13 protein-coding genes and 1 pseudogene are annotated in these 12,549 nt (G+C 56.4%); 6 read left to right on the top strand and 8 right to left on the bottom strand.

Annotated features, from left to right (window positions below; translation table 11 throughout):
* Window positions 1-2: 2 nt before the first annotated feature.
* The 3 genes from V7680_RS05440 to V7680_RS05430 form a co-directional block, all read right to left on the bottom strand.
* Window positions 3-923: an ABC transporter permease gene (locus V7680_RS05440; RefSeq protein ID WP_335652273.1), complete on the bottom strand. Its 921-nt coding sequence runs from the start codon at window positions 921-923 to the stop codon at window positions 3-5.
* Between the two features lie 6 nt (window positions 924-929).
* The gene (locus tag V7680_RS05435) at window positions 930-2,075 is read right to left on the bottom strand and encodes an epoxide hydrolase family protein (protein ID WP_335652272.1); all 1,146 of its coding nucleotides are present in this window, start codon (window positions 2,073-2,075) and stop codon (window positions 930-932) included.
* 99 nt (window positions 2,076-2,174) lie between these two features.
* Window positions 2,175-3,044: a 3-hydroxyacyl-CoA dehydrogenase family protein gene (locus tag V7680_RS05430; RefSeq protein WP_335652271.1), complete on the bottom strand. Its 870-nt coding sequence runs from the start codon at window positions 3,042-3,044 to the stop codon at window positions 2,175-2,177.
* 76 nt (window positions 3,045-3,120) lie between these two features.
* Between V7680_RS05430 and V7680_RS05425 the strand changes: the two genes are divergently transcribed.
* Window positions 3,121-4,212 carry a DUF1176 domain-containing protein gene (locus V7680_RS05425; protein WP_335652270.1) on the top strand — a complete coding sequence of 364 codons (1,092 nt, stop codon included), beginning with the start codon at window positions 3,121-3,123 and terminating at the stop codon, window positions 4,210-4,212.
* A 3-nt stretch (window positions 4,213-4,215) separates the two neighbouring features.
* Here the strand turns inward: V7680_RS05425 and egtD are convergent, their stop codons facing one another.
* The 5 genes from egtD to gluQRS all read right to left on the bottom strand — a co-directional run bounded on the left by egtD (window position 4,216) and on the right by gluQRS (window position 8,243).
* A complete protein-coding gene (gene egtD / locus V7680_RS05420) occupies window positions 4,216-5,175 on the bottom strand; it encodes an L-histidine N(alpha)-methyltransferase (RefSeq protein WP_335652269.1) in 960 nt (319 codons plus the stop codon).
* 17 nt (window positions 5,176-5,192) lie between these two features.
* The gene (gene egtB / locus V7680_RS05415; RefSeq protein WP_335652314.1) at window positions 5,193-6,347 is read right to left on the bottom strand and encodes an ergothioneine biosynthesis protein EgtB; all 1,155 of its coding nucleotides are present in this window, start codon (window positions 6,345-6,347) and stop codon (window positions 5,193-5,195) included.
* Window positions 6,348-6,538: 191 nt separating this feature from the next.
* Window positions 6,539-7,117 (bottom strand): cob(I)yrinic acid a,c-diamide adenosyltransferase, encoded by a 579-nt coding sequence (locus V7680_RS05410; protein WP_335652268.1) that lies wholly within the window; start codon window positions 7,115-7,117, stop codon window positions 6,539-6,541.
* Window positions 7,118-7,130: 13 nt separating this feature from the next.
* Complete coding sequence (locus tag V7680_RS05405; RefSeq protein ID WP_335652267.1) at window positions 7,131-7,361, bottom strand: hypothetical protein; 231 nt, start codon at window positions 7,359-7,361, stop codon at window positions 7,131-7,133.
* A 15-nt stretch (window positions 7,362-7,376) separates the two neighbouring features.
* A complete protein-coding gene (gluQRS, locus tag V7680_RS05400; RefSeq protein ID WP_335652266.1) occupies window positions 7,377-8,243 on the bottom strand; it encodes a tRNA glutamyl-Q(34) synthetase GluQRS in 867 nt (288 codons plus the stop codon).
* A gap of 104 nt (window positions 8,244-8,347) precedes the next feature.
* Here gluQRS and V7680_RS05395 point away from each other — a divergent pair, with 104 nt between their 5' ends.
* The 5 genes and pseudogenes from V7680_RS05395 to obgE all read left to right on the top strand — a co-directional run.
* Complete coding sequence (locus tag V7680_RS05395; protein WP_335652265.1) at window positions 8,348-8,914, top strand: HNH endonuclease; 567 nt, start codon at window positions 8,348-8,350, stop codon at window positions 8,912-8,914.
* Between the two features lie 177 nt (window positions 8,915-9,091).
* Window positions 9,092-9,328 (top strand): FRG domain-containing protein, encoded by a 237-nt coding sequence (locus V7680_RS15735; RefSeq protein WP_442954977.1) that lies wholly within the window; start codon window positions 9,092-9,094, stop codon window positions 9,326-9,328.
* On the top strand, window positions 9,234-9,608 hold the full coding sequence (locus V7680_RS05390; RefSeq protein ID WP_335652264.1) for a hypothetical protein: 375 nt from the start codon (window positions 9,234-9,236) through the stop codon (window positions 9,606-9,608). The genes V7680_RS15735 and V7680_RS05390 overlap by 95 nt, the downstream gene beginning before the upstream one ends.
* A gap of 62 nt (window positions 9,609-9,670) precedes the next feature.
* Window positions 9,671-12,358 carry a phosphoenolpyruvate carboxylase gene (gene ppc, locus V7680_RS05385; protein ID WP_335652263.1) on the top strand — a complete coding sequence of 896 codons (2,688 nt, stop codon included), beginning with the start codon at window positions 9,671-9,673 and terminating at the stop codon, window positions 12,356-12,358.
* Window positions 12,359-12,438: 80 nt separating this feature from the next.
* Window positions 12,439-12,549, top strand: a pseudogene (obgE, locus tag V7680_RS05380) (GTPase ObgE); the annotation flags it as partial.

The raw sequence follows: 12,549 nt of genomic DNA, 5'->3' as shown, positions 1-12,549 counted from the left end.
CGTCACCCTTCCCGCATTCTGGGATCGAGCCAGCCGTAGATCAGATCGGCGAACAGGTTGAAAAGGATGATCAGCGCCGCGTAGAGTGTGACCACACCGAGCACGAGCGGATAGTCGCGGTTGAGCGCACCCTGGACAAAATAGCGGCCCAGTCCCGGTAGGCCGAAAACGGTCTCGACCACGACCGCTCCAGTCAACAGGCCTGCCGCTGCAGGACCCAGATAGCTGGCTACCGGAACCAGGGCTGGCCGTAGCCCGTGTTTGAACAGGATTTTGGTTTCCGAAAGCCCTCTGGCCCGAGCGGTGCGGATATGATCCTGCTTGAGCACGCTGGCCAGTCCGGCGCGGGTAAGCTTGGCAATCGCGCCGGACACCGGCAGTGCCAACGCAACCACCGGCATGATCAGCCATGTGATACCCTCACCGGTCCCCGATACCGGTAGCAAGCCGAGCCATAGACCAAATAGTAGCGCCAGCGCGGGGCCGGTAACGAAGGTCGGCAGCGCGGTGGCGACGGTCGCAAACATCATGATCGTCTTGTCTGCCGCCTGCCCCGCTCTTACAGCGGCGAATAGCCCTGCTGTCACACCGATGGCCAAGGCCAATAATATTGCCAGCCCTCCGAGCATCAGGGAAATCGGCAGCCCCTGTGCAATCAGCTCCGATACGGTGAAGTCACGATAGACCAGAGATGGCCCGAAATCGCCCTGCACCAGTCGTGACACATAAAGCCACGCCTGCTCCCAGAGCGGCCGGTCGAGGCCATAGGCTTGTTGCAACGCAGCCTGCGTCGCCGGATCGAGCGGACGTTCCCCGTCAAACGGCCCGCCGGGCGCCAGCCGCATCAGGAAGAAAGAAGCCAAAATGATCACCAGCAGCGTCGGGATTGCCGTCATAATCCGCCGGGTGATCAAGGCCAGCACAGCTTGTTACAGCTCCATAGTAGCGAAACAGGCGCGTACTTCTTGCACGAACAGTTCCGGGACCTCCATCGCGGCGAAGTGGCCGCCTTTTTCCGGCTCGCTCCAATATTTCAAATCCTTGAACCGTTGCTCTGCCCAGCGGCGCGAAGGAGTGATTATTTCGTTGGGGAAAATACTGCAACCTGAAGGTATGGCAACGGGGTCGACATTCACTGCCCCGAAACTTTCGCGGTACAGCCGCGCCGAGGATGCTCCGGCGTTGTTGAGCCAATAGATCATGACATTGTCGAGCAACCGATCGCAGTCGAAATTTTCATCGGGCGCTTTAGCGCCTTCCGCCCAGCCCTGGAATTTTTCCATGATCCACGCCATCTGCCCAACGGGAGAATCGGCCAGACCATAGCCGAGTGTCTGCGGACGGGTCCGCTGGATTTCGGCATAGCCCGAGCCCTGCGACTGATATTCCCCATAATGCGCCAGCGCAGCTTGCTCTTGCGGCGTCGGGTTGGCCAGCATCTCTTCTGACGGAGGACCTGTGACCACCAGATTTACATGGATGCCCGCACAATGGCCGAGATTTTGCGCGCCGATAACCGATGTCACCATGCCGCCCCAATCGCCGCCCTGGGCAAAATAGCGGTCATAGCCGAGCCGGGTCATCAGCACGTCCCATGCCTGGGCAATTTTCTCCATTCCCCAACCGGTCGCGGTGGGCTTACCGGAGAAACCAAAGCCCGGCAGGGTCGGCACCACCAGATGATAGGCATCTTTTGCCTCGCCGCCATAAGCAACCGGATCGGTCAGCGGACCGATCACATCCATGAATTCGATAATCGAACCAGGCCAGCCGTGGGTGATCATGAGCGGCCGTGCGTGGGCTTCCGGCGAGCGAATATGCATGAAATGGATATCGACGCCATCGATCTCGGTCAGATGATGGCTATATTGTTTGAGCTCATCCTCGCAGCGCCGCCAGTCATAGCTGGTCCGCCAATGTTCAACGATGGTTTTGACATATTCGAGCGGTATGCCCTGAGACCAGTCATCGACCGGTTCCGGATCGGGCCAGCGGACGTGGCGCAACCGGATTTCCAGATCGTCCAGTGCGGTCTTCGGGATATCAATGTTGAAGTCTCTGATTTCGTCACTCATCGGCTTATCATCCTAAATCCGCGCCCTAAGCCTGTCGAAGGACGGTTGCTACATTATGATCTTCATTGTCCGAAAAGCTTCGGGTGAATGAAGATATATTTACATCGTCGGAACCGGGATTTCGCCGGAATAATCATAGAAGCCCTTGCCCGTCTTGCGACCCAGCCAGCCGGCTTCGACATATTTCATCAATATCGGCGCCGGGCGATATTTCGGATCGCCAAAATCATTCTGCAGCACCCGGAGGATTTCCAGCAATGTATCGAGACCGATAAGGTCAGCCAGCGTGATCGGCCCCATCGGATGGCCGAGGCCCAGTTGAATACCGCGATCGATATCTTCCATCGACGCCGTGCCTTCGCCGAGCGCGAAAAACGACTCGTTCAGCATCGGCAGCAGGATACGGTTGACGACAAAGCAGGGCGAATCCTTGGCCATAACCGGTGACTTGCCGACCGCTTTCGCAAAGTCGCTCGCCATTGCTGCGGTCTGGTCGCTGGTGGCGAGACCGCGAATGACCTCGACCAGACCCATCAAAGGAACCGGATTGAAAAAATGCACCCCGACGAAGCGCGACGGATCTTTGACAGACTGCGCCAGTCTGGTGATCGAGATCGACGAGGTATTGCTCGCCAATATTGCCTGATGGCCGAGAACTTCGGAAGCAGCAGCAAAAATCTGGCGCTTGATTTCTTCGCGCTCGGTGGCGGCCTCGATGATGATATCCGCATTGGCCATCGGGTCGAGCTGCACGATCGGTTCGATACGAGACAGCGTAGTTTCAGCCGTTTGCTGATCGATCTTATCCTTGTCGACCAGTCGCGTCAGCTGCTTGGCAATACCGGCCTTGCCGCGTTCCGCGATTTCCAGACTGACGTCGGATAGATAGACATGATAGCCTGCCTGAGCCGAAACCTGTGCGATACCGGCACCCATTTGCCCCGATCCGATTATGCCGATTGCTTTCATTATGTGCCTTTCGCGCTGTTCGTCGTGATATCACAAGCCACTAGCGATTGTCGGACAAACTGGCTAGATTGCAATTATGCCCCCAATCACATTCCTCGCTGGCATATTTGCCACCATCGCCACATCAGCCGCCTTGCCGGTGCCACAGCCGGGTGAAATCCCGACATTCAAGGACTGGGCCGTCGGCTGCGACAATATAGGAAATTGCGAGGCGGTGTCGTTGTTGGCGGAAGAGGGCGGCGCGCGCTTTGACGACTGGGGTGGCCCGATCTCGATCATTCGTACGGCTGGCAAGGATGATATTTTCAAGATTCGCGTCCTGTTCGACGGCAAGGGATTCGATCGTTACAAAATGATGGTTGATAACGAACTGGTTGACACCGGCCCGATCGTCGAGGGCGACTATCCAATCGAAATTGTCGGCGAAGATGCCAAAAAAGTCGCTGATGCGATCATCAAGGGCAAGCGGCTGGTCGTCCAAGACCCCACCGGCGAAAATATCACACATATTTCGCTGGCCGGTTCATCTGCGGCGCTACGTTACATCGACCAGAAGCAAGACCGCTCCGGTACCGACACCGCTCTGGTCGCCAAGGGCAAGCGGCCGTTCCAAGCCACGGCGACCCAGGCCCCTATCATCGTTGTCGACCAGTGGGAAACCGCAAAGCTGGTCCCCGAAGCGGGATCCCTTGTTGCCCTCGCCGAGGATTCGAAATGCAAGGAAGACCGCTACGGGCTGGTCGAGGATCAGGCGTATCCGCTTGGCAAGCGCGGAGATGTATATCGCGCGTTGGTGCTGATTTCCTGCGGCGCTGGCGCCTATAATTTTTCCAGTGCGCCTTATGTCGGCGAATATCGCAAAGACGATAGCGCGGGCTGGACTTTCACCCCGGCCAAATTTGATCGCCAGCCATCATGGGGTGGAGAGGGCAATCAGCCGTTGCTGGTCAACGTCAGCTGGAACGAACAGGACCAGACACTCAGCAGCTATGGCAAAGGTCGCGGCGTTGGTGACTGCGGCAGCGCCGAAAATTACGTCTGGGATGGCGACGCATTCCGCCTGATCGATGCCAGCGCGATGAATGAATGCCGCGGCGCTTATGAATGGATCACAATCTGGCGCGCCCAATACCGCAAACTGGATCAGGCCACCAATACCGACAAATAGTGCTTAAGGCGCGTGCTTATAGGGGTGCGCTTCGACCAGCATGAGGGTGAAATAATTCTGCTCGTCGCTCCATTCGTGCAACGGCGTCCAGCCGCCCGCCCTCAACATCAATCGTGCATCGCGCAGGCCATATTTGTGGCTGTTTTCAACGTGCAACCTCTGGCCCTTCAACAAGGCATAGCCGTTCCCGTCGATGGAAAATTCTACATCGGCCTGTGCTTCGAGATAGATTTCGATCCGGGCGTAAAGATCGTTCCAGATGGCAACATGCCGGAATTGTTCAACGGGAATATTACCGTCCAGTTCGCGGTTGATCCGGTGAAGCAGATTTAACGAGAATTCCGCGGTTACGCCGGCGCCATCATCATAGGCATCGACCAATATCTGTTCGTCCTTGATCCGGTCAAAACCGATCAGAAGCTGCGCGCCTTCGCCCAATGTTTCGCGCATGAAACGCAACAGGTCGACCGAAGTGCGGGCGATCATGTTGCCAATTGTCGAGCCAGGGAAAAAGCCCAGTTTCGGCATATCCGCAACGGCATCCGGTAACGCCACGCGTTTCATGAAATCGGCCTCGACGGGATGGATCGGCAGGTCCGGAAATTCCTCCTGCAGCAGCGATGCGCTATGCTTCAGAAACTCGCCGCTAATGTCGATCGGCACATAGGCGGCAGGGTCGATCGCTTTAAGCAAGTGAGGAGTCTTGGTCGAACTGCCCGAACCAAATTCGATCACCGCGCGCTTCGGTCCGATCGATTTTGCAAAGGCCGACCCGTTGTCGATCAGCAGCTTGGTCTCGGTCCGGGTCGGATAATATTCGGGAAGATCGGTAATCTCCTCGAACAATTCCGATCCCCGCCGGTCATAAAGCCAGCGCGCCGGAATCGCAAAAGTCTGTTTTTCAAAACAGCGCCTTACATCCTTGCGAAAGGTATGATCAACAAGCGTAGTGGTCATGTCCATGGGGGTGGTCCTTTGCGTCAGATATCTTTGGCTAGCCGCAATCCGCAGAACTGCCAGCGCTGATGGGGGTAGAAGAAATTCCGGTAACTTGGCCGGGCATGGCCGGGCGGCGTGGCAATGCTGCCTCCCTTGAGGACCGACTGTCCTGACATGAACTTGCCATTATATTCCCCGACCGCGCCATCGGCGGGTTTGAAACCGGGATAGGGTAGATAGGCGCTGCCGGTCCATTCCCAGACGGCACCAGTGCCGGGCAGTCCATCATTGGCGGCAACTTCCCATTCCGCTTCGGTCGGCAGTCGCGCGCCGGCCCATGTGGCAAATGCATCGGCTTCATAGTGGCTGACATGTTTGACCGGAGCCGACGGATCCAAGCTGTGATCGCCGGCCAGTCCGAACTCGGCCCATTCCCGATCGGATGCACGGTTCCAGTATAAGGGCGCCTCGATGGCTTCTGCCTTTACCCAGGCCCAGCCGTCGGACAGCCAGTGGCGGGCCTCGCGATAGCCGCCGTCTTCGATGAAGGCCAGCCACTCGCCGTTGGTAACCGGACGATTGGCAATCGCATATGGGTGAAGCAGAACGTCGTGGCGGGGCCCTTCGCAATCAAACGCAAAATCCGGACCTTCATGGCCGACCTTCTGGACACCGGTCCTGCCCTCGATCCATTGCACCGGCCCCGGTTCAGCGGCGCGCTCTGGCGGTGTCAGCAAATAGGCGGGCTTGAGAGGATTGCGGGAGAAGAGATGCAATATGTCGGTGAGCAGCAATTCCTGATGCTGCTGTTCATGATTGAGGCCAAGCTCGACGAGATCGAGCAATGCTTCTGGGAAACCCGCCAGAGCATCTGCAATCGCGCCATCGACATGGCTGCGATAATCCATCACTTGGTTCAGCGAAGGACGGGTCAGCAAGCCTCGCTCGGGCCGCGCGTGCCTTGCGCCTTCTGCCTCGTAATAGCTGTTGAATAAATAGGGATAAGATTCGTCGAACAGGCGATAACCAGCAACATGGTCGCGCAGCAGAAATGTCTCGAAAAACCAGCTGGTGTGGGCGAGATGCCATTTGGCCGGAGAAGCATCGTCCATCGATTGTGCGGTCGCGTCGGCGTCGCTCAAGCCTTCAGTGAGACTTGTCGAATGTTGTCTTACATGTTTGAACCGTTCCAGCAGTTCACTCGATCGGGAAGAATTTTCTGCGTCGAGCGAAAGCGGAAAAGGGCGTTGCGGTTGGCTTGCGATCGGTCCTACTCCGGTGGATGCTCGGGTTCTCCCTAGAACATAGAGCGAACGATGATTAGGTCAACAACGCATATTTGCGCCAGATGGTTGCATAAATCTGCACAATGTTGCGCTGATGCGGTCTAGCGCGATGCCCCCGGTACCCAAAGAATATCATCTTTTCCGCCATTATTCAGAGCCCGTCCGAGCACGAACAAATAATCTGAAAGGCGATTGATATAGGCCAGAGCCTGCGGATTGATTGCCGTTTCCTGAGCCGCGGCAACACAGCTACGCTCGGTGCGTCTGGCAATTGCGCGCGTGCAATGAATGGCTGCCGCCGCTTTCGAACCGCCGGGCAAAATGAAACTGGTCAGAGGATTCAAATCACCATTGACCGCGTCGATTTCCGTTTCCAGCCGCTCGACCTGTGACGGCACCACGCGAAGCACCATCTGGGAAGGAGCAAAATCGTCGCCCTCGTCCGCCGGAGTCGCAAGATCGGCGCCGAGATCGAACAGATCATTCTGGATTACCCGCAAAGTCCCTACCAGCACACCATCGGTGATTTCGCAAATTGCAAAACCGAGCGAACTATTCAGTTCATCGACATCGCCGATCGCCGCCATACGCGGATTGTTCTTGGACAGCCGCGACCCGTCGACCAGTCCGGTCGTGCCGTCGTCACCGGTTTTCGTGTAAATCTTGTTGAGCTTTACCATCGGAGGGAGCCGACTAGCTCTGACCACCCGCCAGTGCGAGCAAAATTACCACCAGGACAATAGCAATTGCCTGATATTTGACGCGGGCAAACATCATTTCATTCTGCTTTTTATGCGACGCTGTTATGCCGTCTGCATCAACGTCATCCGGTTCCATATTGGCGAACGCGATCAGCCCGCGGACCAGTGCATAAACAACAGCGCCTGCGGCTGCGATGATCATCAATATCAAAATATAGCTCATATTTTCACCTTAAACCTAAGAAAGCGAGATTCCAACCGGGAAGATGTCCCGGCGGAGTTGCTGCACCAGTTCATAGCCGTCATGACCCGCCATCCGCAATACGGACAAAGAGGCAGAATCGCGACTTTTGGACAATTTTGCGCCGCTTTCATCGATCAGCAGCGGGTGATGAAAGTATGTCGGTGTTGGCAGATCGAGCAGCGCCTGCAGCAAGCGATGGATATCGGTGGACGCGAACAGATCGTCGCCCCGTACGACATGGGTGATGCCGTCGCGGGCGTCGTCGAGTGTTACTGCAAGATGATAAGCGACCGGCGTATCTTTCGGGACGATGACGACATCACCGAGCTTCTCGGCATCAATGACCTGCTTGCCGTGCCGTTCGTCCAGCCACTCCAACGACCCGGTTCTGGCGATCGCCTTGGCAAGATCAAGACGCCAGCTATGCGGCTCGGTCAGCCCCCGTTGTTCGGCGAGAGCCGTGTCCAGATGACGACAGGTGCCTGCATAGATCGGACCATCCGGGCCTTCAGCCTGCGAACCATCCTCCTGTACCTGCCGCATGCTGGTCCGGGTACAGAAACAGCGGTAGAGCAAATCCATCGACTTCAGCCGTTCGACCGCAGCGGCGTAGCTATCCCAGCGATCAGACTGGAAAATCACATCCCCGTCCCAGAGCAATCCGAGCCATTGCAAATCCGCCAATATCGCTTCAACAAATTCGGATCGGCTGCGCCCGCTATCAATATCCTCGATTCGAAGCAGAAACCGGCCGCCGCGCTTGCGAGCGAAATCATGCGCCACCATCGCGGCATAGGCGTGACCCAAATGCAACAATCCGTTGGGGCTTGGGGCGAAACGCACCACAATATCTCGATTCATTTGCCCACTTGACGTCATGATGAGGATATTGTTCTTTGTGTCATAGTCATGTCACGTTCTTAGGGATAAAGAATGGGCAGTAAAGGACAAGGGAGACAGTATTTATGTATCACCCCGACTTGCTCAGGCATCCGGAAAGCTGCCCTTCGCTCGTCCTCAACGCTGACTATACGCCTCTATCCTATTATCCGCTCAGTCTGTGGCCTTGGCAAACTGCGATAAAAGCGGTGTTTCTCGACCGGGTCGATATCGTCTCCAGCTATGAGCGCGAGGTACACAGCCCCAATCTCGACATGAAAATCCCGTCGGTGATAGCGCTAAAGAAATATATCAAGCCTTCCGAATATCCGGCCTTTACTCGCTTCAACCTGTTTTTGCGCGACAAGTTCGAGTGCCAATATTGCGGATCGCCCAACAATCTGACATTCGACCACGTCATCCCACGACGCCAGAAAGGTCGCACGACCTGGGAAAATGTCGCCACCGCCTGCTTGCCGTGCAATCTGAAGAAAGGCGGCCGAACACCCAAAGAAGCGCATATGCAGCTCGCCAATCGTCCAATCAAGCCGACCAGTTGGCACCTGCAGGAACATGGCCGGGCGTTCCCGCCCAATTTCCTCCACGATACGTGGCATGACTGGCTTTATTGGGATATCGAGCTGGAGAGCTAGGCATATGCAGTGCGACGAAAGATGAATGATGGCTTTAACGTAATTTCGCAGTTCATAGAAACTGTCAAAGATGGGCTCCATAAAAAATCGGTTTACCGAGGACACGCGGATAAAATATGGGAAATCAAAGCATCAGCTTTTCGAGACAATAGCTAGGGAATTACAGATAGCTCTAAATTGGCAAAATGGAAAACTGCAGCCGGCAGGTTTGCAAGCCCGCGACCTCAAAACGATTTTGAATGGCTAGTGCTTGCTCAACACTATGGCATAGCCACGCCGCTATTGGATTGGACGACCAATCCGCTAATCGCCTTGTTCTTTGCCTGTCAGAGAAACGAACAGAAACAAGCCGGTTGCGTTTTACGATTTAGTCCCGAAAAACTTAAAACATTTGCCCATTCCAGATTCAGTTGAGATTTTTAAGAAAGACCGAAACGAGCCTGGTTTTATCGACGCATCGAGTATGAACGCCAGGTCACTCGCACAAGATAGCGCTATGACTCTTCATTCCGAAGAAGACGGCGACATTTCGGATGATACCGAAGCGATTTTCGAAGTCCACGAGTCTGAAAAGTGGGAAGTACGCCAAGCCCTTAGGGTTTTTGGATTTTCCCCAGATAGACTTTACTTCGACTTGAATACAGCTGCCAGAGAATTTGGTGAGGAGCTCGAAATTGACCATTTTCTTGGATAAATCGATTTCAACATATACATGATTTTCTTGACCATAACTCTGCCGCAGTGCAGCAGAGCACAATGACAGAATCCCTCACCGTTCGCCAAAATCCTGACATTAAATATCTCGGTAAGCTGCTGGGCGATGTCATTCGTTCTTATGGCGGAGAAGAGCTTTATCGGCGTACCGAATATATCCGGTCGACCAGCGTCGACCGCCATCGCGGCCTGGCTGATGCGGATGCCATAGACCCCGGTCTGGATGCGCTGTCGCTCGACGAAACCTTGGCTTTTGTCCGCGGGTTCATGCTGTTTTCCTTGCTCGCCAATCTTGCGGAGGATCGTCAGGGAGTAGCGGCAGAAAAAGGCGCGACCGTGGTCGAGGCAATCGAACTGCTCGCCAACGAAGGCGTTGACCGCGACGCGATCCTGAAGCTGCTCGACGAAGCGCTGATCGCGCCAGTACTGACCGCCCACCCGACCGAAGTGCGGCGCAAAAGCATCATCGATCATAAATCCCGGATTGCCGAACTTCTGCTGATGAAGGACGAGGGAGAGACAGAAACCCCGCAGGGTGACATGCTCGACGCCGCTATCCTGCGCCAGATCGCACTGCTGTGGCAGACCCGCCCGCTGCGCCGCGAGCGTCTGTTCGTCACCGATGAAGTGCAAATTTCACAAAGCTATATGAAGGACGTGTTCCTGCCCGTCCTGCCCCGACTCTATGCCAAATGGGAACGGACCCTGGGTGCGCGACTGCCCAGTTTCCTGAAACTCAACAGCTGGATCGGCGGCGATCGCGACGGCAACCCATTTGTCGACGCGGGTGCGATGGAGGAAGCGCTGTCACGCGCAGCGGAGTCCGTCATCGGCTATTATCTGATGTGCGTTCACACATTGGGCGCAGAGCTTTCCATCTCCACTGAACTGGCCGAAGTGCCCGATGCGGTCATCGCGCTGGCCGAAGCTAGCGGTGACGATTCGCTCAGCCGCAAGGACGAACCCTATCGCCGCGCGCTGTCGGGCATTTACGCCAGACTGTCCGCCACCCATCTCAAGCTCTGCGACCATGTACCGGGCCGCATGTCTCCCCTCGCCGCCAAGGCTTATGACAATCCGCAACAGTTGCGCGAGGAACTTGTCATATTGGCGCATGGCCTGAAGTCGGCTGGCAAGGGCGTCTTCGCCACCTCCGGCGCTTTGGGGCGGCTGATCCGCACGGTCGAACTATTCGGCTTCCACCTCGCCACGCTCGACATGCGCCAGAACAGCAAGGTTCACGAACGGGTGGTCGCCGAGCTGCTGAAGCAGGCCGGGGTCGAGGATGATTATCTGGCGCTGGATGAAGCGGCACGGGTCAAGCGTCTGCGCACGGAACTGGCCAACAATCGCCCGCTGGCCAGCCCGTGGATCACCTATAGCGACGAGACCGCAAAGGAACTGTCGATCATCCGGGCCGCTGCCGAAGCGCACCGAAAATATGGCCCCGACGTCATCACCAATTATAATATCAGCAACGGCGAGAGCGTTTCCGACATATTGGAAGTCTATGTCCTGTTGATGGAGACGGGTCTCTATCACGCACCGACCCAGGACAGCGCAGCACCGTCCTGCCCGGTCATGGCCGTGCCTTTGTTCGAGACCGTCGCCGATCTTGAAAATGCGCCCGAGGTGATGACCGATTTCTTCGCCCTTCCGGAAATGCACGCTCTGGCAAAGGGCCGCGGTCATCAGGAAGTGATGATCGGCTATTCGGACAGCAACAAGGATGGCGGTTATCTGACTTCGACCTGGAGCCTGTTCAAGGCGAGCGATGCCCTGACCCCGATATTTGCCGATGCCGGTGTCAAAATGCAGCTGTTCCATGGGCGCGGCGGCGCCGTGGGTCGCGGTGGCGGCTCGGCCTTTGGTGCGATCAAGGCGCAGCCCAAGGGCACCGTCGCCGGCCGCATCCGGATCACCGAACAGGGCGAAGTGATCGCCGCGAAATATGGCACGGCAGATGTCGCGGAAGCCAATCTGGAAGCGATGACCTCGGCGGTGCTGATCAATTCGCTGGAGCCGGACCGGACCGACAGCAAGGTGCTGGCAGATCATGCAGAAGCAATGGACCAAATCTCGCAAGTCGCATTCACCGAATATCGTGATCTGGTCTATGGCGACGACAGCTTCCGGACCTTCTTCCGGCAGATGACGCCACTGACGGAAATCGCCAAGCTCAAGATCGGTTCACGCCCCGCCAGCCGGACGAAGAGCGACAAGATCGAGGATTTGCGCGCCATTCCCTGGGTATTCAGCTGGGCACAGGCCCGCGTCATGCTGCCCGGATGGTACGGTGTCGGACAGGCGCTCACCGCGTTTGATGACAAGGCCAAGTTGAAGGATATGGCGCAAAGCTGGCCATTTTTTCAGGCGTCGCTGTCCAATATGGAAATGGTTCTCGCCAAGTCCGACATGGGCATCGCCGCCCGCTATGCCGAGCTGGTCGAGGACAAGGACATGGGCCAGGCATTTTTCGACCGGATCCGGTCCAGCTGGTACCAGACCCGCGACATATTGCTGGAAATCACCGATCAGCCGCACCTGCTGGCGAAAAGCCCGGCGCTGTTCAACAGCATCGAGTTGCGCCTGCCCTATATCGAGCCGCTCAACCATCTCCAGATCGAGCTGATGAAACGCTTGCGCGCCGGGGAAGACGACCCGCGCATCGGCGAAGGCATCCAGTTGTCGCTCAACGCGATAGCGACTGCTTTGCGCAATAGTGGCTGATTCATAGCTCTGAAGATGCGAATGTCGTTATATTGCAGCAAAGCCTAGCCTTTCGCGCACCAAATCCCTAAATGCCAACCATGCATTTTCTGGATCAAGCAAAAATATATGTCAGCTCGGGTCAGGGCGGCCCTGGTGCCGTCGGATTCCGGCGTGAGAAATATATTCAATATGGTGGCCCCGATGGCGGC

This window comes from Parasphingorhabdus sp. (assembly GCF_036963705.1).
GTDB lineage: Bacteria > Pseudomonadota > Alphaproteobacteria > Sphingomonadales > Sphingomonadaceae > Parasphingorhabdus.
This window is presented reverse-complemented; position numbering and strand designations above follow the sequence as displayed.